This window comes from Streptomyces sp. NPDC048751, assembly GCF_043198595.1.
Taxonomy (GTDB): Bacteria; Actinomycetota; Actinomycetes; order Streptomycetales; family Streptomycetaceae; genus Streptomyces.
In genome coordinates this window covers 283,107-302,415 of sequence record NZ_JBICUX010000012.1, presented here as the reverse complement: position 1 = coordinate 302,415, position 19,309 = coordinate 283,107, and the positions used below count along the sequence as shown (strand labels likewise).

Annotated in this window: 19 protein-coding genes and 4 tRNA genes; 12 read left to right on the top strand and 11 right to left on the bottom strand. The window is 70.0% G+C overall.

Going from position 1 to position 19,309, the window contains the following annotated elements; all coding sequences use genetic code 11:
• The first annotated feature begins 8 nt into the window (after positions 1 to 8).
• Together ACGFNV_RS33855 and ACGFNV_RS33850 are read left to right on the top strand one after the other, a co-directional pair.
• Positions 9 to 83, top strand: a tRNA-Asp gene (locus tag ACGFNV_RS33855).
• A 320-nt stretch (positions 84 to 403) separates the two neighbouring features.
• Complete coding sequence (locus tag ACGFNV_RS33850; protein ID WP_393627762.1) at positions 404 to 604, top strand: DUF6274 family protein; 201 nt, start codon at positions 404 to 406, stop codon at positions 602 to 604.
• A 366-nt stretch (positions 605 to 970) separates the two neighbouring features.
• On the opposite strand, the gene bldC is transcribed toward ACGFNV_RS33850, so the two are convergent.
• The gene (gene bldC, locus ACGFNV_RS33845) at positions 971 to 1,177 is read right to left on the bottom strand and encodes a developmental transcriptional regulator BldC (protein ID WP_003949541.1); all 207 of its coding nucleotides are present in this window, start codon (positions 1,175 to 1,177) and stop codon (positions 971 to 973) included.
• Between the two features lie 599 nt (positions 1,178 to 1,776).
• Complete coding sequence (locus tag ACGFNV_RS33840; protein WP_393627760.1) at positions 1,777 to 2,619, bottom strand: hypothetical protein; 843 nt, start codon at positions 2,617 to 2,619, stop codon at positions 1,777 to 1,779.
• A gap of 223 nt (positions 2,620 to 2,842) precedes the next feature.
• Between ACGFNV_RS33840 and ACGFNV_RS33835 the strand changes: the two genes are divergently transcribed.
• Together ACGFNV_RS33835 and ACGFNV_RS33830 are read left to right on the top strand one after the other, a co-directional pair.
• Positions 2,843 to 3,946: a Leu/Phe/Val dehydrogenase gene (locus tag ACGFNV_RS33835; RefSeq protein ID WP_393627759.1), complete on the top strand. Its 1,104-nt coding sequence runs from the start codon at positions 2,843 to 2,845 to the stop codon at positions 3,944 to 3,946.
• Between the two features lie 315 nt (positions 3,947 to 4,261).
• The gene (locus tag ACGFNV_RS33830) at positions 4,262 to 4,516 is read left to right on the top strand and encodes a DUF3073 domain-containing protein (protein ID WP_133927882.1); all 255 of its coding nucleotides are present in this window, start codon (positions 4,262 to 4,264) and stop codon (positions 4,514 to 4,516) included.
• An 84-nt stretch (positions 4,517 to 4,600) separates the two neighbouring features.
• Here the strand turns inward: ACGFNV_RS33830 and purM are convergent, their stop codons facing one another.
• From purM to purS, 7 genes are all read right to left on the bottom strand, one after another.
• On the bottom strand, positions 4,601 to 5,665 hold the full coding sequence (gene purM / locus ACGFNV_RS33825) for a phosphoribosylformylglycinamidine cyclo-ligase (protein WP_393627757.1): 1,065 nt from the start codon (positions 5,663 to 5,665) through the stop codon (positions 4,601 to 4,603).
• Between the two features lie 44 nt (positions 5,666 to 5,709).
• Positions 5,710 to 7,239 carry an amidophosphoribosyltransferase gene (gene purF, locus ACGFNV_RS33820; RefSeq protein WP_393627755.1) on the bottom strand — a complete coding sequence of 510 codons (1,530 nt, stop codon included), beginning with the start codon at positions 7,237 to 7,239 and terminating at the stop codon, positions 5,710 to 5,712.
• A 61-nt stretch (positions 7,240 to 7,300) separates the two neighbouring features.
• Positions 7,301 to 7,753: an META domain-containing protein gene (locus ACGFNV_RS33815; protein ID WP_393627753.1), complete on the bottom strand. Its 453-nt coding sequence runs from the start codon at positions 7,751 to 7,753 to the stop codon at positions 7,301 to 7,303.
• A 36-nt stretch (positions 7,754 to 7,789) separates the two neighbouring features.
• On the bottom strand, positions 7,790 to 8,587 hold the full coding sequence (locus ACGFNV_RS33810; protein WP_393627752.1) for a sterol carrier family protein: 798 nt from the start codon (positions 8,585 to 8,587) through the stop codon (positions 7,790 to 7,792).
• 85 nt (positions 8,588 to 8,672) lie between these two features.
• A complete protein-coding gene (purL, locus tag ACGFNV_RS33805) occupies positions 8,673 to 10,931 on the bottom strand; it encodes a phosphoribosylformylglycinamidine synthase subunit PurL (protein WP_133927887.1) in 2,259 nt (752 codons plus the stop codon).
• Positions 10,928 to 11,632: a phosphoribosylformylglycinamidine synthase subunit PurQ gene (purQ, locus tag ACGFNV_RS33800; RefSeq protein WP_393627750.1), complete on the bottom strand. Its 705-nt coding sequence runs from the start codon at positions 11,630 to 11,632 to the stop codon at positions 10,928 to 10,930. The genes purL and purQ overlap by 4 nt, the downstream gene beginning before the upstream one ends.
• Entirely contained in the window at positions 11,629 to 11,892 is a 264-nt protein-coding gene (purS, locus tag ACGFNV_RS33795) for a phosphoribosylformylglycinamidine synthase subunit PurS (protein ID WP_007383088.1), read from the bottom strand. The genes purQ and purS overlap by 4 nt, the downstream gene beginning before the upstream one ends.
• A gap of 321 nt (positions 11,893 to 12,213) precedes the next feature.
• Between purS and ACGFNV_RS33790 the strand changes: the two genes are divergently transcribed.
• From ACGFNV_RS33790 to ACGFNV_RS33755, 8 genes are all read left to right on the top strand, one after another.
• Positions 12,214 to 12,531, top strand: a complete 318-nt coding sequence (locus ACGFNV_RS33790; RefSeq protein ID WP_393627748.1) for an Lsr2 family protein — start codon at positions 12,214 to 12,216, stop codon at positions 12,529 to 12,531.
• A 127-nt stretch (positions 12,532 to 12,658) separates the two neighbouring features.
• A tRNA-Gly gene (locus tag ACGFNV_RS33785) sits at positions 12,659 to 12,730 on the top strand.
• An 80-nt stretch (positions 12,731 to 12,810) separates the two neighbouring features.
• Positions 12,811 to 12,883: transfer RNA gene (locus tag ACGFNV_RS33780), tRNA-Gly, on the top strand.
• Between the two features lie 132 nt (positions 12,884 to 13,015).
• Positions 13,016 to 13,975: an ABC transporter ATP-binding protein gene (locus ACGFNV_RS33775; protein WP_393627746.1), complete on the top strand. Its 960-nt coding sequence runs from the start codon at positions 13,016 to 13,018 to the stop codon at positions 13,973 to 13,975.
• A 59-nt stretch (positions 13,976 to 14,034) separates the two neighbouring features.
• The gene (locus ACGFNV_RS33770) at positions 14,035 to 14,778 is read left to right on the top strand and encodes an ABC transporter permease (RefSeq protein ID WP_393627792.1); all 744 of its coding nucleotides are present in this window, start codon (positions 14,035 to 14,037) and stop codon (positions 14,776 to 14,778) included.
• 55 nt (positions 14,779 to 14,833) lie between these two features.
• Positions 14,834 to 16,066 carry a sensor histidine kinase gene (locus tag ACGFNV_RS33765; protein ID WP_393627744.1) on the top strand — a complete coding sequence of 411 codons (1,233 nt, stop codon included), beginning with the start codon at positions 14,834 to 14,836 and terminating at the stop codon, positions 16,064 to 16,066.
• Positions 16,063 to 16,671, top strand: coding sequence for a response regulator (locus ACGFNV_RS33760; RefSeq protein ID WP_393627742.1), 609 nt, complete (start codon positions 16,063 to 16,065; stop codon positions 16,669 to 16,671). Before ACGFNV_RS33765 ends, ACGFNV_RS33760 begins: the two co-directional genes overlap by 4 nt.
• A 23-nt stretch (positions 16,672 to 16,694) precedes the next feature.
• Positions 16,695 to 16,767: transfer RNA gene (locus tag ACGFNV_RS33755), tRNA-Gly, on the top strand.
• A 43-nt stretch (positions 16,768 to 16,810) separates the two neighbouring features.
• On the opposite strand, the gene ACGFNV_RS33750 is transcribed toward ACGFNV_RS33755, so the two are convergent.
• Positions 16,811 to 17,710, bottom strand: coding sequence for a phosphoribosylaminoimidazolesuccinocarboxamide synthase (locus tag ACGFNV_RS33750; protein WP_393627740.1), 900 nt, complete (start codon positions 17,708 to 17,710; stop codon positions 16,811 to 16,813).
• 71 nt (positions 17,711 to 17,781) lie between these two features.
• Entirely contained in the window at positions 17,782 to 19,302 is a 1,521-nt protein-coding gene (locus ACGFNV_RS33745; RefSeq protein WP_393627739.1) for a N,N-dimethylformamidase beta subunit family domain-containing protein, read from the bottom strand.
• Positions 19,303 to 19,309: the final 7 nt, after the last annotated feature.

Sequence of the window (19,309 nt, the reverse complement as noted above, 5' to 3'; positions counted from 1 at the left end):
CAAAACCTGGTCCTGTGGAGCAGTTTGGAGTGCTCGCCACCCTGTCAAGGTGGAGGCCGCGGGTTCAAATCCCGTCAGGACCGCATTGAGCTGATAGGGGCTCGCATCTCGCAAGGGTGCGGGCCCCTTGCGCATGCCGCTGCCGCCAACCGCAACGCCTCGCCACCCTGTCAAGGTGGAGGCCGCGCCCGCGGCGCAGCCGCAATCGGGTACAGCAAATCCCGTCAGGACCGCAGTTACTGAAGAGCCCGGGCTTCGGCCCGGGCTCTTTTGCGTGCCCGGAGCACGCTTGGGCAGCCCTTGGGGGCGCCCTCAGGGCCCCACGCCGTCTTGACGGCGTCACCTTGCGCCGGTACCCAGAAAGCAGGGCTCTGTTGCCCTGTGTGGCCCGCGGAGGTGGCGTATGGCGGCGTCGGTCAGGCACGAGACGCGGGCGTTGCTCCGTGCGCATCTGTCGGCTGCGTCGTCGTATCGGCATCTGACGCGTCACTGCCCGATCTGCCATCGCCTGCTGCTGCTGGCGTTGGACTCCGCTCCCCGGGCCGTACCGGCCCTGCGAGGCCCGGAGGGGGCCGTCGAAGGTGAGAATTCCTCCCCTGACTGAGGGGCCTGGGGTGTGACGGGTGTCACTGCATGAGTTTTTGAAACCCGGGTTCTTACCGGTGTCCTACAACTGGTCAATTTAATATGTGCAATTGCACCAGTCTCACAGGAGATCCGCCAGCCCTCCCCAGACTCCGACAAGCCCGCTCACACACCGCCCGGTTGAGCACGCTTCAGCGCACAAAAAAGATCGCGCTGGACCCGGCGGAGTCCAGCGCGATCTACGACGCACCCTTGTTGCGTGCCTGCAGAGCTCTGAGTGGCTTGGGCGTGGGTCCTGTTGGGGCAGTACCCGCGTCGCTTGGAGCTAGGGTTCGGGCGCTACGGCATGTTGGGGGAACTGCCGTTTTGCCCGGTTGTGCGAGCCTCAGGCCTCGCTGCGCTGCTGCGGGATGCCCGCGAGCAGCGCGCGGACCTCAGCCTCGCGGTAACGGCGGTGCCCGCCGAGCGTACGAATGGACGTGAGCTTGCCGGCCTTCGCCCACCGCGTGACCGTCTTCGGGTCCACACGGAACATGGTGGCGACCTCAGCCGGGGTCAGCAGCGGCTCGGCATCAGGGGTGCGAGCGGTCATGAGCGGCCTCCTCGGGAGAACCGAACCTTCTCGGTTCTTTCCTCTAAATTCTGCACCTTGACCCGCGTTGCCCGAAATGGCGGACGCGAGTCGAGTCGGTTATAGGACGAACGGCTTGTCCTCGGCACTACAACTACACCATCTGTCCAGCCGCGTCGGCCAAACCGATGGAATTGCCCCCCAGGTGTTCATCGGCGACGGAAGCCGATGGACCATGCCATAGCGGACAGTCACGCCACTGTGACGATCAGTCACAGGACGATCAGGAGTCACCGGAGACCCCCCAAAGCGTGCAATGCTGAGATTCCGGCCACCATGGAACACAGCGGGACGGAAGGAGCCCTCCCCGGACTCCTTGTCCTATTTTGGCACGAGGAGGGGCAAGGGGCGCAAGGGCCGCGTAAGTGCGGTCCGTCACCCTTGCGACAAAAGCCGGGATCGGGACCTACGCCCCGTCAGTTCCACAAGTGTCGTAGACCGTACGCTGTCCACAGCTCAAAGGCCGTGACGTAGATCACGTAGGCGACGGCTGTAGCGTGCGTCACACACACGTGTCACGCACGGCCTGTCACGCACGGCCCGCCTCACACCACGTCAGATCAGTTCGCCGACCGCCGGTCCCGCACCGACCGCCACCGCTCCACGAGCCGCCCGTACGCCTCACCCGCGCCGGCGCCGTCACCGCGCCGCAGCGCCTCGATGCCCTCGGCCACGTCCGCCGCCGAGTGGTCGTCCTCCAGCTCGCCGGCCGGCAGCGTGTGCACCAGGCCCCCGTAGTCCAGCTCGACCAGCGAGCGCGGGTGGAACTCCTCCAGCCAGCGCCCCACGTCCACCAGGCCGTCGATGAGCGGCCCCTCGTCGATGGCGTCCCGCAGGGTGCGCAGGGCCCGCGCCACCCGCCGCCGGGCCTGCACCATCGGGGTGCGGTAGCGCAGCAGCGGGGGGACGTCGGCGGTCCCCTTGTCGAAACGCCGCTCCTCGTCGGCGACCAGCACGAACCAGTTCAGCGGTACCTGCCAGGTCGCGGTGCGGATCCAGGGGCGGGCGTCGGGGTTGCCGGCCAGCCAGCGCTCGTAGTCCTGGGTGGCCTGGCGGCGTACGAGCGGGGGCAGGACGGCGTCCAGGACGGACTCCGGGAGCTCCTCGGGCAGCTCCTCCAGTGCCTGCCAGCCGCGCAGCCGGGTCCGCCAGGGGCACACGCAGACGATCCCGTCGACCTCCGCCACGAAGGCGTCGCCGCTCTCGTGCACCGGAACGGGGACGGGCGGGGTGGGCAGCAGGTCGGCGAGCGAACGGCGCAGCTCGTCCTGGTACGAGGGCCGGTCGGCGCGGCGGGCGTAGCGGGCCCAGTGGGTGCGCTCCGGCTCCGGGAAGGCGGCCAGCGGCTCGTACACGCGCAGATAGGTCGCGTAGGGGACGATCAGCGAGGACACCTTGGGCACGCCTGCTCCCTCCCCCTCCGACTCTCCCGGAAACCTGCGGGACCCGCACAACAAAGGGACGGGAAAACTATGCAAATCGTTGCACGGTCGTACTCCAGGAGTGGGTGATCCTGAGCACTGCACGGATGGCGGGGCCCACAGGCTCTAATCTCGTGCTCACAGCCCCCGCCACCCACACGGGAGCTGTTCTCCACCCGCCGCTACTTACCCAGGAGTCACCACCGTGACCGACGTAACCGGCGCACCCGCTGAGGTCCTGCACACCCTGTTCCGGTCGGACCAGGGAGGCCATGAGCAGGTCGTTCTCTGCCAGGACCGTGCCAGCGGCCTGAAGGCCGTCATCGCCCTCCACTCCACCGCCCTGGGCCCCGCGCTCGGCGGTACGCGCTTCTACCCGTATGCGAACGAGGAGGAGGCCGTCTCCGACGCGCTGAACCTCGCGCGCGGGATGTCGTACAAGAACGCCATGGCCGGTCTCGACCACGGCGGCGGCAAGGCCGTGATCATCGGCGATCCCGAGCGGATCAAGACCGAAGCGCTGCTGCTGGCCTACGGCCGGTTCGTCGCCTCGCTCGGTGGCCGCTACGTCACCGCCTGCGACGTCGGTACGTACGTCGCCGACATGGACGTCGTGGCGCGCGAGTGCCGCTGGACCACCGGGCGCTCCCCGGAGAACGGCGGCGCCGGCGACTCCTCGGTGCTCACCGCGTTCGGTGTCTACCAGGGCATGCGTGCCTCCGCCCAGCAGGTGTGGGGCGACCCCACGCTGCGCGGCCGCCGCGTCGGTGTCGCGGGCGTCGGCAAGGTGGGTCACCACCTGGTGCGCCACCTGCGGGACGAGGGCGCCGAGGTCGTGGTCACGGACGTGCGCGAGGAGGCCGTACGGCGGATCCTCGACACGTATCCGACGGGTGTGAGCGCGGTCGCCGACACCGAGGCGCTGATCCGGGTCGAGGGCCTGGACATCTACGCCCCCTGCGCGCTGGGCGGCGCCCTGAACGACGACAGCGTCGCGGTCCTCACCGCCAAGGTGGTGTGCGGCGCGGCCAACAACCAGCTCGCCCACCCGGGTGTGGAGAAGGACCTCGCCGACCGCGGGATCCTCTACGCGCCGGACTACGTGGTGAACGCCGGCGGGGTCATCCAGGTCGCCGACGAGCTGCGCGGGTTCGACTTCGAGCGGTGCAAGGCGAAGGCGGCGAAGATCTACGACACCACCCTCGCAATCTTCGCGCGTGCGAAGACGGACGGGGTTCCGCCGGCCGCCGCGGCCGACCGGATCGCCGAGCAGCGGATGCACGAGGCGGCCGCGCCGCGCGGTTGGTGAACCGGTCGGCGAGCCGTCGGAAGCGCGTTCCACGCGTTTGACGGGTACCCGTCGAGGGGCAGTTAGAGAGAACTCTCACGTTCGTCGGCGGGTCGCCTGCCAAGAAGTGGTTAAAATCGCGGTTGACCAGCGAGGACAGGGCGCCTCGAGGGTTCTGGGCCCAGGCACGTCATGCGGGCGACGTACCGTATGGGCGTGGGCTCAGGTACCGTGGAAGCCCTACGGACCGGTCTCTCTGCGGAGAGTCCGTTCCAGATCATGAACGCGTGTCAAGACTCTGGGGCCGTCGAGCCCCGTCACCGAGGGGGTCGAGCCATGGGGCGCGGCCGGGCCAAGGCCAAGCAGACGAAGGTCGCCCGCCAGCTGAAGTACAACAGCGGCGGGACTGACCTGTCGCGTCTGGCCAGCGAGCTGGGCGCATCGACTTCGAGTCAGCCTCCGAACGGCGAGCCGTTCGAGGATGACGAGGACGACGATGACCCGTACGCCCAGTACGCGGATCTTTACAACGACGACGATGAGGACGAGGACGGCGAGTCCGGTCCCGCGTCGCATCGCCGCGGCGCTTGACGCTCTAGCAGTGTTTGACCCGGTCCGGGGTGGTTCGCCACCACCGGACCGGGTTTTGCGCTGCCTTTGTCGCCGTCGGGCCGGTCAGGCGTAGTCGCCGACCAGCTCCGCGCCCGTCGTGTGGTCGCCCCGGTCTGTGATCTCGCCGGCGACCCAAGCGTCGACCCCACGGTCGGCGAGTGTGGCGAGGGCCACATCCGTCGATTCCTCGGGGACGATCGCGATCATGCCGACGCCCATGTTCAGGGTCTTCTCCAGCTCCAGGCGTTCGACGTCACCGGTCTTTCCGACGAGGTCGAAGACCGGGGCCGGGGTCCAGGTGGAGCGGTCGACGGTCGCGTGCAGCTCGTCGGGGATGACGCGGGCCAGGTTGGCCGCGAGTCCGCCGCCGGTGACGTGGCTGAAGGCGTGCACCTCGGTGGTGCGCGTCAGGGCCAGGCAGTCCAGCGAGTAGATCTTCGTGGGTTCCAGGAGTTCCTCGCCGAGGGTGCGGCCGAGCTCCTCGATGCGTGCGTCCAGGGAGAGGCCCGCCTGGTTCAGCAGGACATGCCGGACCAGGGAGTACCCGTTCGAGTGAAGCCCGGAGGCCGCCATGGCGATCACGGTGTCGCCCTCGCGGATGCGGTCGGGGCCGAGCAGGCGGTCGGCCTCCACCACACCCGTACCGGCGCCGGCGACGTCGAAGTCGTCCGCGCCCAGCAGGCCCGGGTGCTCGGCCGTCTCGCCGCCCACCAGGGCGCAGCCGGCCAGCACACAGCCCTCGGCGATGCCCTTGACGATGGCGGCGACCCGCTCGGGGTGGACCTTGCCGACGCAGATGTAGTCGGTCATGAACAGCGGCTCGGCGCCGCACACCACGATGTCGTCCATGACCATGGCGACCAGGTCGTGACCGATGGTGTCGTACACGCCCAGCTGCCGGGCGATGTCGACCTTGGTGCCCACGCCGTCGGTGGCGGAGGCGAGCAGGGGACGCTCGTAGCGCTTGAGGGCGGAGGCGTCGAAGAGGCCGGCGAAACCGCCGAGGCCGCCGAGGACCTCGGGGCGCTGCGTCTTCTTCACCCACTCCTTCATGAGCTCTACGGCGCGGTCGCCCGCTTCGATGTCGACGCCCGCGGCTGCGTAGCTGGCACCAGTGGTCTCAGACATGAGGGTGAGAACTTTCGTGTCGTACTGCAGGTGATACGGGCTGTCTACGGGCGGCGGATCGCGTCGGCGGCGGCCGTCGCGGCCGGGCCGGCGGCCAGCTCCGTCTCCAGGAGCTGCTTGCCGAGCAGCTCGGGGTCGGGCAGCTCCATCGGGTACTCGCCGTCGAAGCAGGCGCGGCACAGGTTCGGCTTGGCGATGGTGGTCGCCTCGATCATGCCGTCGATGGAGATGTACGCCAGGGAGTCGGCGCCCAGGGAGGTGCCGATCTCGTCGATCGTCATGCCGTTGGCGATGAGCTCCGCGCGGGTCGCGAAGTCGATGCCGAAGAAGCAGGGCCACTTCACGGGCGGCGAGGAGATCCGGATGTGGACCTCGGCCGCGCCCGCCTCGCGGAGCATCCGGACCAGCGCGCGCTGGGTGTTGCCGCGCACGATCGAGTCGTCCACGACGACCAGGCGCTTGCCCTTGATGACTTCCTTGAGGGGATTCAGCTTCAGACGGATGCCGAGTTGGCGGATGGTCTGTGAGGGCTGGATGAAGGTACGGCCGACGTAGGCGTTCTTCACCAGGCCCGAGCCGAAGGGGATGCCGGAGGCCTCCGCGTAGCCGATGGCGGCGGGGGTGCCGGATTCCGGGGTCGCTATGACGAGGTCGGCCTCGGCCGGGGCTTCCTTGGCCAGCTTGCGGCCCATCTCCACGCGGGAGAGGTACACGTTCCGGCCGGCGATGTCGGTGTCCGGGCGGGCCAGGTAGACGTACTCGAAGACGCAGCCCTTGGGCTTCGCTTCCGCGAAGCGGGAGGCGCGCAGGCCGTTCTCGTCGATGGCGACGAACTCGCCCGGCTCGATCTCGCGGACGTAAGAGGCGCCGCAGATGTCGAGGGCGGCGGACTCGGAGGCGACGACCCAGCCGCGCTCCAGTCGGCCGAGGACCAGCGGGCGGATGCCCTGCGGGTCGCGGGCGGCGTAGAGGGTGTGCTCGTCCATGAAGACGAGGCTGAAGGCGCCCCGGACCTTCGGGAGGACCGTGTGGGCGGCCTCCTCGATGGTCAGCGGCTTGCCGTCGTCGTCGACCTGGGCGGCGAGCAGCGCCGTGAGGAGGTCGGTGTCGTTGGTGGCCGCCACCCGCGGGGTGCGGCCACCCTCCTGCTTGGGCAGGTCGGCGACCATCTCGGCGAGCTGGGCGGTGTTGACGAGGTTGCCGTTGTGGCCGAGCGCGATGGAGCCGTGCGCGGTGGCCCGGAACGTCGGCTGGGCGTTCTCCCAGACGGAGGCACCGGTGGTCGAGTAGCGGGCGTGTCCGACCGCGATGTGACCCTGGAGGGAACCGAGGGAGGTCTCGTCGAAGACCTGGGAGACGAGGCCCATGTCCTTGAAGACGAGGATCTGCGAGCCGTTGCTCACCGCGATCCCCGCGGATTCCTGACCTCGATGCTGGAGGGCGTAGAGCCCGAAGTAAGTGAGCTTGGCGACCTCTTCACCGGGAGCCCAGACACCGAAGACGCCGCATGCGTCCTGGGGGCCCTTCTCGCCGGGGAGCAGATCATGACTGAGTCGACCGTCACCACGTGGCACGCCACCGAGTGTAGGCGAGGTCGACCACTGGTCCGAATTGGGGATACGCGCCGGTAGTGGATCACTCGTCGGCGACGGCTCGCAGGGTGTCGCCGTTTTCGCTGGTCAGAGCCAGAGTGTCGTGATCGATTCGATAACTGAGCGTGGTGTTGAAGAGCCTCAGCAGGCTCCGTTCCGTGTCCATGAGTGAGGCGTCGCACATCATTCGCGTGGTGGCCGGGCGGCCGAGGGTGATATGTCCGTCCCGTACGGTGGCGGTGGCGTTGACGTGGTTGCAGCCGAGCCGGCCGCCGACCTTGCCGGTCTTCTGGTCGAAGGTGAGATGGGCGTCGCCGTTCGTCCGGTGGGGCTTTCCGTCGACGGTGGCGCTGTCGATGGTCCACCGCACGCCGGTGACGGGCTTCTCGGGGCTGACGGAACCGCTGCTGCCCGCCTTCTCGGTGCCACAGGCGGCGGCGAGCGGGACGAGGGCCACGGCGGCCGTCAGGGTCAGTCGCTGCTTGTACCTGTACATGCCGATTCGACGGGCACAGGAGGTGTCCGGTTCCCCTCAGGACAGCAACGGCAGCAACTGGCCGAGATCCGCCCGCTCTCCGCTCGCGGCGACTTGCGCCGCGTCCAGGGCGTCCTGCCAGGACAGTCGCCCGGTGGCCAGCCGGACCCAGGTCAGCGGGTCGGTCTCGACGACGTTGGGCGGGGTGCCGCGGGTGTGCCGGGGGCCCTCGACACACTGCACGACCGCGTACGGCGGGATCCGCACCTCGGTCGAGCCGCCGGGCGCCTTGACCGCGAGGGCGTCAGCGAGGAGCCGGGTGGCGGCGGCGAGGGCCTGGCGGTCGTACGGGATGTCGAGGCCGGGGACGGCGGCGTTGAGGTCGTCGGTGTGGACGACGAGTTCGACGGTGCGCGTGACGACGTAGTCGGCGAGGGGCAGGGCGCCCGCGTCGGTGGCGAGCAGGCGGGTGCCGGGGTGTTCGGCGAGGACGGCCGTGAAGCGCTGCTCGCGTTCGGCGAGGTGGGCGACGAGGTCCGGGTTCTTCTCGGCGAGTTCGTGGGCGTACTCGGCGATGGCCGCCGCCTCGACGCCGATCGCACCGGGCCACTCGGCCGGGGTGGCCTCCTGCCTCACCGGCGCGGGCTCGCCCACGAGCCGGACCACGGCCCCGAGCGACATCCCCACGTGCGCCACGAGATCCCGCACCGTCCACTCCCCGAGCCGCGTGGGCAGCGCCAGCTGCTCCTCCGTGAGGCCGGCCACCGCCTGCCGTACGTTCCCGTACTGGGCCAGGACGGCGGCGCGGGTCTTGGCGGGGTCGTAGGTCCGGGCGCGCTTCTTTGTCGGGGGCATGGCGGTGAGCCTAAGGGCTGTCCCGTAATGGGCGGGAAGGCCCCGCCCGTCGGAACGGGCGGGGCCTTCGTCGTCGTACGAGCGGCTACGCGAGCAGCGCCGGGATCGTCCCCTCGTGGGCCGTGCGCAGGTCCTCCAGGGACAGTTCGAACTCGCCCTGGAGCTCGACGGTGTCGCCGTCCACGACGCCGACGCGGGTGGCGGGCAGGCCGCGGGCGCCGCACATGTCGTTGAAGCGGACCTCCTCGGAGCGCGGGACGGCGACGACCGCGCGTCCCGCCGACTCGGAGAAGAGGAGGGTGAAGGCGTCCAGACCGTCCGGGACGATCAGGCGGGCGCCCTTGCCGCCGAGCAGGGCCGACTCCACGACCGCCTGGATCAGACCGCCGTCGGACAGGTCGTGCGCGGAGTCAATCATGCCGTCGCGGCTGGCGGAGATCAGGATCTCGCCGAGCAGGCGCTCGCGCTCCAGGTCGACCTTCGGGGGCAGGCCGCCGAGGTGGTCGTGGATCACCTGCGACCAGGCCGAGCCGCCGAACTCCTCACGGGTGTCGCCGAGGAGGTAGAGCAGCTGGCCCTCCTCCTGGAAGGCGACCGGCGTGCGCCGGGCGACGTCGTCGATGACGCCGAGGACGGCCACGACCGGGGTGGGGTGGATGGCCACCTCACCGGTCTGGTTGTAGAGCGAGACGTTGCCGCCGGTCACCGGGGTGCCGAGCTGCTGGCAGGCGTCCGCCAGGCCGCGGATGGCCTCCGCGAACTGCCACATGACGGCCGGGTCCTCGGGCGAGCCGAAGTTCAGGCAGTCGGAGACGGCGAGCGGCTTCGCACCGGTCGTCGCCACGTTCCGGTACGCCTCCGCCAGCGCCAGCTGCGCGCCCGCGTACGGGTCGAGCTTGGCGTAGCGGCCGTTGCCGTCCGTCGCGATGGCGACACCGAGGCCGGTCTCCTCGTCGATGCGGATCATCCCGGAGTCCTCGGGCTGGGCGAGGACCGTGTTGCCCTGCACGAAGTGGTCGTACTGGGAGGTGATCCAGGACTTGGAGGCCTGGTTGGGGGACGCGACCAGCTTCAGGACCTGGTCCTTCAGCTCCGCGCCCGACGACGGCCTCGGCAGCTTGTTCGCGTCGTCCGCCTGCAGCTCGTCCTGCCAGGACGGGCGGGCGTAGGGGCGCTCGTAGACCGGGCCGTCGTGCGCGACCGTGCGCGGGTCGACGTCGACGATCTTGCCGCCGTGCCAGTAGATCTCCAGGCGGTCGCCGTCGGTCACCTCACCGATGACGGTGGCGATGACGTCCCACTTGTCGCAGATCTCCAGGAAGCGGTCGACCTTCTCCGGCTCGACGACCGCGCACATGCGTTCCTGCGACTCGCTCATGAGGATTTCCTCGGGAGAGAGAGTCGAGTCCCGCAGGGGTACGTCGTCCAGGGTCACGCGCATGCCGCCGGAGCCGTTGGACGCCAGCTCGCTCGTCGCGCAGGACAGGCCGGCCGCGCCGAGGTCCTGGATGCCGACGACCAGCTTCTCCTTGAAGGCCTCCAGGGTGCACTCGATGAGGAGCTTCTCCTGGAAGGGGTCGCCGACCTGGACGGCGGGGCGCTTCGACGGCTTGGCGTCGTCGAAGGTCTCGGAGGCGAGGATCGACGCGCCGCCGATGCCGTCGCCGCCGGTGCGGGCCCCGTACAGGATGACCTTGTTGCCCGCGCCGGACGCCTTCGCGAGGTGGATGTCCTCGTGCCGCATGACGCCGATGGCACCGGCGTTGACCAGCGGGTTGCCCTGGTAGCAGGCGTCGAAGACGACCTCGCCGCCGATGTTGGGCAGGCCCAGGCAGTTGCCGTAGCCGCCGATGCCGGCTACGACGCCCGGGAGGACGCGCTTGGTGTCGGGGTGGTCGGCCGCGCCGAAGCGCAGCGGGTCGACGACCGCGACCGGGCGGGCGCCCATCGCGATGATGTCGCGGACGATGCCGCCGACGCCCGTGGCCGCGCCCTGGTAGGGCTCGACGTATGAGGGGTGGTTGTGCGACTCGACCTTGAAGGTGACCGCGTAGCCCTGGCCGACGTCGACGACACCGGCGTTCTCGCCGATGCCGACGAGGAGGGCGTCGGACTGGGGGGCCTTCTCGCCGAACTGGCGCAGGTGCACCTTCGACGACTTGTACGAGCAGTGCTCGGACCACATGACCGAGTACATGGCGAGTTCGGCGCCGGTCGGGCGGCGGCCGAGGATCTCCACCACCCGCTCGTACTCGTCCTTCTTCAGGCCGAGTTCGGCCCAGGGCAGCTCGACGTCGGGGGTCGCGGCCGCGTGCTCGACCGTGTCCAGAGGCGTCCGGCTCATGCGTTGACCAGCTTCTTGAGGATCGAGGTGAAGAAGGGGAGGCCGTCGGTACGACCCGTACCGATCAGCGGCTCGACGGCGTGCTCGGGGTGCGGCATGAGGCCGACCACGTTCCCGGCCTCGTTGGTGACGCCGGCGATGTCCCGCTGGGAGCCGTTGGGGTTGCCGTATCCATCAGCGGCTTCGCCGCGGACGAGGTACCGGAAGGCGACCCGGCCCTCGGCCTCCAGCTTGTCGAGCGTGTACGCGTCGGCGACGTACTGCCCGTCGTTGTTCTTCAGCGGGATCTGGATCTCCTGGCCGGCCGTGTAGTCGGTGGTCCAGGCGGTCTCGGCGTTCTCCACCCGCAGCTTCTGGTCACGGCAGATGAAGTGCAGGTGGTCGTTGCGCAGCATCGTGCCCGGCAGCAGGTGCGCCTCGGTGAGGATCTGGAAGCCGTTGCAGATGCCGAGCACCGGCAGACCGGCCCTGGCCTGCTCCAGCAGGGGCTCCATCACCGGCGAGAAGCGCGCGATGGCGCCGGCGCGCAGATAGTCGCCGTAGGAGAAACCACCGCACAGCACCACGGCGTCGACCTGGTGAAGGTCCTTGTCCTTGTGCCAGAGAGCGACCGGTTCGGCACCCGCGAGGCGGATAGCGCGCTGTGTGTCCCGGTCGTCGAGGCTGCCCGGGAAAGTGACGACGCCAATACGAGCGGTCACTTCGCGGCCTCCGCGACTTCCTCCACCTTGACGGTGAAGTCCTCGATCACGGTGTTGGCGAGGAAGGATTCCGCAAGATCATGGATGCGGGCGAGCGCGGCCTCGTCGACCGGTCCGTCCACTTCCAGTTCGAATCGCTTTCCCTGACGTACGTCCGAGATGCCGTCGAAACCCAGACGCGGCAGCGCGCGCTGCACCGCCTGGCCCTGGGGGTCGAGGATCTCCGGCTTGAGCATGACGTCGACTACGACGCGTGCCACTGGCACTCCCGGTGTGTGGTGCTGAGCAGGTTCCTTCAGACTACCCGCACAAAATTTCTACGCGGGTAGAGTTGTAGGAATCTACGTGACAGCGGTCACGATGCGGTATCGAAGCGGGTATCGGAGTGGGGCGTTCACGAAAAGTTACGGGAAAGATCCCCCATCGGCCCCGGATACCTATTGCGCTCGGACACGCGGACAGATTTAGTCGGGCTTCACAATGCATTGCCGCGCACTGTACAAATGAATTGGAAATAGCCAAGACTCGGCACGTCGCCGCAGCTGAGCTGTATGCGATGCCGGACGAAGGGACCGATATTCGTGGCGCAGAAGGTCGTGGTCACGCTCTTTGACGACATCGACGGCTCGGAAGCGGCGGAAACGATCGCCTTCGGACTCGACGGCAAGTCGTACGAGATCGACCTGAATGAAGCCAATGCCAAGAAACTGCGTAAGGCGCTCGCGCCCTACGTGGACGCCGGCCGCAAGCGGTCGAGGTCCGGCAAGGCCTACAAGCAGACGGAGGTCGCCCCCGACCCCGCGGCCGTCCGGGCCTGGGCCCAGGCCAACAAGATGGACGTCCCCGCGCGCGGACGCATCCCCAAGAAGGTCTACGAGGCGTTCACCGAAGCCCAGTGAGGCCCTGGGCCGACGACCGGTCACCCGCCCCTCGGAACAACCGACTTGCGCTGCACCCCTCCTGGTCAGCTAGAGTCTGGAGCACGCCGAGGGGCGAGGCCGAAAAAGCCCAGCCCACGGAGTACATGCGGGTGTAGTTCAGTAGTAGAACATCCCCCTTCCAGGGGGAAGGCGCAGTGTGCAATTCCTGTCACCCGCTCTGCATCGCCGGTCTGGCCACTCTTGTGGATCAGGTAGGCTGGTGCCCGCGCCGATCGGTGAGAGCCGGTCGGAGGCAATGCGGACGTAGCTCAGTTGGTAGAGCGCAACCTTGCCAAGGTTGAGGTCGCGAGTTCGAACCTCGTCGTCCGCTCTTGAATGAGACCCCCGGTCCTGTGGACCGGGGGTTTTTTCGTCCGGACGCGTGCGTCCGCCTGACATTTGTCATGCGCAGTGGTGACACCGCGCACTGCTGTCGGGGCCGAAGTGCCGAGACGCTTGAGCCATGAACACCAACGAACACGAACACGTGATTGAGGTCACTGACCTGCGGCGTGTGTACGGGGGCGGGTTCGAGGCGGTGCGCGGAATCAGCTTCTCCGTGCGCCGCGGGGAGATCTTCGCGCTGCTGGGCACCAATGGCGCGGGCAAGACGTCGACGGTCGAACTCCTGGAGGGACTCGCGCAGCCCGCCGGGGGCCGGGTGCGGATCCTCGGCCACGATCCGTACGCCGAACGCGCCGCCGTACGGCCCCGCACCGGCGTGATGCTCCAGGAGGGCGGCTTCCCCTCCGAGCTGACCGTCGCCGAGACCGCCCGGATGTGGGCGGGCTGCGTCAGCGGGGCGCGTCCCACCGGGGAGGCGCTGGGGCTGGTCGGGCTCGCCCGGAAGGCCGACGTACGGGTGAAGCAGCTGTCCGGGGGTGAGCGGCGGCGCCTGGACCTCGCGCTCGCGCTGCTCGGGGAGCCCGAGGTGCTGTTCCTGGACGAGCCGACGACCGGCCTCGACGCCGAAGGGCGCCGGGACACCTGGGAGTTGGTGGGCGCGCTGCGCGACGCGGGCACGACCGTGTTGCTGACCACGCACTACCTGGAGGAGGCGGAGAGCCTCGCCGACCGGCTCGCGATCCTCCACAACGGGCGCATCGCGGCCACCGGCACCCCCGCCGAGGTGACCGCCTCCCAGCCGTCCCGGATCTCCTTCGAACTGCCCGAGGGGTACTTCCTCGGCGACCTGCCGCCCCTCGGCGAACTGGGGGTCCTCGGACACGAGGTGGACGGCCGGGTCGTACGGCTGCGGACGCGGCAGTTGCAGCGGGCGGCCACCGCGGTGCTGGTGTGGGCCGAGCGGGCGGGAGTCGAGCTGCGCGGCCTCGACGTGCGGTCGGCGTCGCTGGAGGAGGCGTTCCTGGGGATCGCGCGCGAGGCGTCCGAGGCGGAACCGGAGAAGGAGCACGTGGCGTGAGCGGCACGACGACAGTCACCACCCCCGCCCGGCGGGACGTCACCACCCCCGCAGGGCGCATGGCCGCCCTGGCACGCACCGAACTGACCCTGCTCGGGCGCAGCAGGAGCGCGCTCGTCACGGCCGTACTGGTGCCGCTGGTGCTGCCGTTCAGCCTGCGGGCGGCGGTCGACCAAATGGACGTGAAGGAGGCCGGACTCACCGTCGGCCTCGTGCTGCTCCCCGCCGCGATCGGCTTCTCGCTGCTGTTCGCGGTGTACGGCACACTCGTCGGCGTCTACACCGCCCGGCGCGAGGAACTCGTGCTGAAGCGGCTGCGCACCGGTGAGCTGCGGGACGTGGAGATCCTCACCGGGGCCGCCCTGCCGGCCGTCGCCACGGGCCTCGTACAGTCCCTGCTGCTCGCGGTGGGCTGCACGGTCCTCCTCGACGTCCCGGCGCCCAAGGCGCCCCATCTCGCCGTCCTGGGCCTGCTGTTGGGGCTGGCGATGTGCGCGGCCCTCGCCGGGGCCACCGCCGCCGTGACCCGGACCGTGGAGAGCGCGCAGGTCACCACGATGCCGCTGATGCTGGTGTCGATGGTCGGTTCCGGCGTCACCTTCCCCCTGGAGCTGCTGCCCGACAACGTGGCCTCGGTGTGCGAACTGCTGCCGCTGTCGCCGGTCATCACCCTGGTGCGCGGCGGCTGGACCGGCGACCTTTCGGCCTACGAGGCGCTGGGCGCCCTCGCCAACGCGCTGGCCTGGACGGTGATCGCGGTGTTTGCTGTACGGCGATGGTTCCGCTGGGAGCCGCGGCGCTGACGTGGGCGCGACACGGGGGAACCGGGGACATCACGGAATCGGGGGGTGCGGGGAGATGGGCGGGCCGGGGCGTTGGTGGCGGAACAAGAGCACACCGGCGAAGGTCGAGTGGTACACCCGCTGGACGTTCCACTTCTTCGCGGTGATCGAGGTCACCGCGGTCGGACTGCAACTCTTCGGGCAGATGGAATCGCGACTGGCGGGCCTCTTCCTGCTGATGATGTGCTTGCACGCCACCGCGTGTGCGGTGACTGCTTCGGCGGCCCTCGACTGGACGCGCGGGCGTCGTGAGCAGCCGGTACGGATGGTGTTCACGCTCGGTGCCGTCACCGCGCTGGTCGCCGTCATGGCGAGCGCGATCGCGGGACGCGGCCCCGACACCGACGGCGCGGCCGGCGGGGTCTACGGGGTCGTCCTGCTCTTCGGGATCGGCTTCATGTCGCTCGGTGTGCGCAGCCGGCGTCGGGTGTTCGGAATCGTCGTCGGCTTCGCGGCGGGCGGAGGACTGGTGTCGTTCGCCCTGGGCCTCTCGGCGCTCACCGCGTCCGCCACTTCGCTGATGATGCTGCTCAGTGGCGGGCTGCTCGCCTTCACCTCGGTCTTCTCCTTCTGGCTCGTCAACGCCGTCTACGAACTCGACGAGGCCCGCGAGACCCGCGCCCGGCTCGCCGTCGCCGAGGAGCGGCTGCGGTTCGGTCGGGATCTGCACGACGTGATGGGCCGCAACCTGGCCGTCATCGCGCTGAAGAGCGAACTGTCCGTGCAGCTGGCGCGACGCGGGCGGCCCGAGGCGGTGGAGCAGATGATCGAGGTGCAGCGGATCGCGCAGGAGTCGCAGCGCGAGGTGCGGGACGTCGTGCGGGGGTACCGGGACGCCGACCTGGGCGTCGAACTCGCCGGTGCACAGGGTGTGTTGACAGCGGCCGGGATCAGCTGCGAGGTGAGCGGGGAGGCGGTCGGGCTGCCGGGCGAGGTGCAGTCGGCACTCGCCTGGGTGGTGCGGGAGGCGACGACCAACGTGCTGCGGCACGGGGACGCCGGCCGGTGTTCGGTGGGGCTACGGGTGACGGAGGGGCACGTGGTGCTGACGGTGGAGAACGACGGGGCGACCGGTGCGCCCGGGGTGGCCGCGTCGCCCGGCAGGGGCGCCGGCTCCGGGCTCGCGGGACTGCGGGAGCGGCTGGCGGCGGTGGACGGGACGCTGGTGGCGGGGCCGACGGACGCCGGGGTGTTCCGGCTCGTGGCGCAGGTGCCGGTGCAGGTCGCCTCGGCGGAGGTCGCCTCGTGACCGTGCGGGTGCTGCTCGCCGACGACGAGCACCTCATCCGGGGCGCGCTGGCCGCGCTGCTGTCCCTGGAGGACGACCTGGTGATCGTCGCGGAGGCGGCCACCGGACCGGAGGCCCTGGCGATGGCTCGGGCGCACGCACCGGACGTCGCCGTCCTGGACCTGCAGATGCCGGGCGCCGACGGTGTGAAGGTCGCCACATCCCTACGGGAGGAGCTGCCCGTCTGCCAGGTGCTCATCGTCACCAGTCACGGCCGCCCCGGGCATCTCAAGCGGGCGCTTGCCGCAGGTGTGCGCGGGTTCGTCCCCAAGACCGTCAGCGCGCAGCGGCTCGCCGAGATCATCCGCACGGTCCACGGGGGAAACCGTTACGTCGACCCCGAGTTGGCCGCCGACGCGATCTCCGCCGGTGACTCCCCGCTGACCGCCCGGGAGGCCGAGGTGCTGGAACTCGCTGCCGACGGGGCGCCCGTCGCGGAGATCGCCGAGCGGGCCGCGCTGTCCCAGGGGACCGTGCGGAACTACCTCTCCTCGGCCGCCTCCAAGCTCGGAGCGGAAAACCGTCACACGGCGGTACGTCTCGCTCGTGAGCGAGGTTGGGTATAGTTGGTCTCGCGCCACGGCGCAACGCGGACGTAGCTCAGTTGGTAGAGCGCAACCTTGCCAAGGTTGAGGTCGCGAGTTCGAACCTCGTCGTCCGCTCTGAATCGGCCCCCCGGCTTCCACCGGGGGGCTTTTTCGTGTCCTACGACCAGTGGGTACCGGTGAGGCGCTCGTACGCCTCGATGTACTTGGCGCGGGTGGCCTCGACGACCTGCTCGGGCAGCGGCGGCGGGGGCTGCTCGCTCTTGCGGTCCCAGCCGGACTCCGCCGAGGTCAGCCAGTCGCGGACGTACTGCTTGTCGTACGACGGCTGCGCGCGGCCCGGCTGCCACTGGTCGGCCGGCCAGAAGCGGGAGGAGTCGGGGGTGAGGACCTCGTCGGCGACGACGAGGGTCTCCCCGTCGAAGCCGAACTCGAACTTCGTGTCCGCGAGGAGGATGCCCCGGTCCCGGGCGATGTCGCGGGCCCGGCTGTAGATGGCGAGGGTCGCCTGGCGCAGCTGGGCGGCGGTGTCGGCGCCGACCTGGCGGGCGACCTCCTCGTAGGAGACGTTCTCGTCGTGCTCGCCGACGGCGGCCTTGGTGGCCGGGGTGAAGATCGGGGCGGGCAGCTCGGAGCCGTCGACGAGCCCCTCGGGGAGGGCGAGGCCGCAGACGGTGCGGGAGTCGTTGTACTCGAGCAGGCCCGAGCCGGTGAGGTAGCCGCGGGCCACGCACTCCACGGGGACCATCTGCAGGGACTTGCAGACGAGGGCGCGGCCGGCCCAGTCGGCGGGGGCGCCGGCGGGCAGCTCGGTGCTCAGCACGTGGTTGGGGATCAGGTCGGCGAACTGGTCGAACCACCACAGGGAGAGCTGGGTGAGGACACGGCCCTTGTCGGGGATCTCGGTCGGCAGCACCCAGTCGTAGGCGGAGATGCGGTCGCTGGCGACCATCACGAGGTCGCCCGCCTCGTTCTGGTACAGCTCGCGCACCTTGCCGGTGTGCAGATGCACCAGACCCGGAACCTGGATCGGCTCGGGCTTTTCGACGAATCCGGACACGGTTCCTCCCCGTGGTTCTGTCCAAGTGCGTCGATTGTCCCGTACGACGGAGGCTGATCGGGGACGGGGGGTCACTCGCGTTTGCAGATGCGGTCCAGAAGGTTTGCTGTGGCGCGCTGGACTCGCGGGTCCACGTGGCCCGGCCGGTCCAGGGCCGGGGACCAGGCGAAGGTTCCGGCCGCGAACACCAGGGCGCCGGAGGGGGCGCGGTAGAGGGAGGTCTCCTGGTGGCGCGGCACGCCGGCGGCGTCGGTGTACGGGGAGTGGGCGAGCAGGACGCGCTCCTCGTGCTCGGGGAGCGGGGCGCGCGGGAAGTAGCGGTCGGCCTCGCCCGCGACCAGGCCCTGGATCTCGTCGCCCTCGTGCGCGCCGGTCGCCTCCCACAGCCAGTGCTCGGCGTTGCGCACGATCAGGGGGTGGGGCTCGGGGACGCGGCCCGCGTACTGGATGCCGACCAGCTGCTGCTCGGGGCGGTCGATCTCCCGCCAGAGAAGCGGCTTCCCGGGGCCCTTGCGTTTACGGCAGGTGAGTAAGCGGTCGGGGACGCCGGAGGGCGAGGGGCCCAGTTCCACCTGCCAGTACATGGTGTTCGCGGACAGGAACACGAGCGACGTGCCGTTCTCCACGGCGAGCTCCGCGCCGCGGCGCATGGCGCTCGACCAGTACTCGTCGTGGCCGGGGAAGACCAGGCCCCGGTAGCGGGTGGCGTCGACGCGGCCCGCGTGCAGGTCGCGGGCGTCGGCGTAGGCGAGGTCGTAGCCGTAGCGCTCGGCCCAGCGGATGAAGTCGTAGGCGTGGCCGACGTGGAGCGGGAGGCCGGCGCCCGCGTACGGCCGGTCGAAGGAGACCGTGGTCGCGGCGTCGGCCTCGCCGAGGAGACGGCCGTCCTCGTCCCAGGCGTGGTAGAGGCTGGCGCCGATGCGGCCGTCCTCCGGGTAGAGGTTGTAGGCCTGCCAGGTGATGTCGGGGAGCAGCAGGAGCAGGTCGGCGGGGCGGTTGTCGCGGACCGTGAAGGGGATGTGGGAGCGGTAGCCGTCGGTCGTGGTGAGCACGGCGACGTACGCGCCGAGGCTCCAGGACGACGGGATCTGCATCCGCCAGGACAGCCACCAGTGGTGGCAGGAGACCGTGCGGTCGGCGGTCAGCGGCGGGGGCTGGACGATGCCGGACAGGCGCGGGCTGGTGGTGATCTTGGCGGCGCCGTCGCCGCCGTAGTGGCCGATGCGGTAGATGTCGACGCTGAATTCCTGGGGCGGGTCGACGGTGACGTGGAAGTCGAGGGCCTCGCCGGGGGCGACCGCGCCCGTGGAGACGAAGCCCTTGATCTGGCGGCGGACGTCGTCGGCCGAGCGGGGGCCTCCGGCGGTGCGCGGGGCCGGGATCCTGGGCGCCCGGGGCGAGTGGTCCGCCGGGTTCTGGTCCCTCTGGTCCCTCTGGTCCACCTGGTCCACGTACCAGGGGACGACCTGACCGGTGTCGCCGAAGTACGTCTCGGTGCCGCGCAGCCAGGGGACGGGGCCCTGGCCGAAGGGGTCCGTCACGGCGTGCGCCAAGGCTCCCGACTCCCAGCGGCGGATCTGTTCCGACCCCATGTCGTTC

Bases quoted from the DNA above. Each gene is read 5' to 3' on its own strand.
- ACGFNV_RS33850 (WP_393627762.1), top strand. From the start codon at position 404: ATGGCGGCGTCGGTCAGGCACGAGACGCGGGCGTTGCTCCGTGCGCAT.
- bldC (WP_003949541.1), bottom strand. From the start codon at position 1,177: ATGACCGCTCGCACCCCTGATGCCGAGCCGCTGCTGACCCCGGCTGAG.
- ACGFNV_RS33830 (WP_133927882.1), top strand. From the start codon at position 4,262: ATGGGGCGCGGCCGGGCCAAGGCCAAGCAGACGAAGGTCGCCCGCCAG.
- purM (WP_393627757.1), bottom strand. From the start codon at position 5,665: ATGTCTGAGACCACTGGTGCCAGCTACGCAGCCGCGGGCGTCGACATC.
- ACGFNV_RS33815 (WP_393627753.1), bottom strand. From the start codon at position 7,753: ATGTACAGGTACAAGCAGCGACTGACCCTGACGGCCGCCGTGGCCCTC.
- ACGFNV_RS33810 (WP_393627752.1), bottom strand. From the start codon at position 8,587: ATGCCCCCGACAAAGAAGCGCGCCCGGACCTACGACCCCGCCAAGACC.
- purL (WP_133927887.1), bottom strand. From the start codon at position 10,931: ATGAGCCGGACGCCTCTGGACACGGTCGAGCACGCGGCCGCGACCCCC.
- ACGFNV_RS33775 (WP_393627746.1), top strand. From the start codon at position 13,016: ATGAACACCAACGAACACGAACACGTGATTGAGGTCACTGACCTGCGG.
- ACGFNV_RS33770 (WP_393627792.1), top strand. From the start codon at position 14,035: ATGGCCGCCCTGGCACGCACCGAACTGACCCTGCTCGGGCGCAGCAGG.
- ACGFNV_RS33765 (WP_393627744.1), top strand. From the start codon at position 14,834: ATGGGCGGGCCGGGGCGTTGGTGGCGGAACAAGAGCACACCGGCGAAG.
- ACGFNV_RS33745 (WP_393627739.1), bottom strand. From the start codon at position 19,302: ATGGGGTCGGAACAGATCCGCCGCTGGGAGTCGGGAGCCTTGGCGCAC.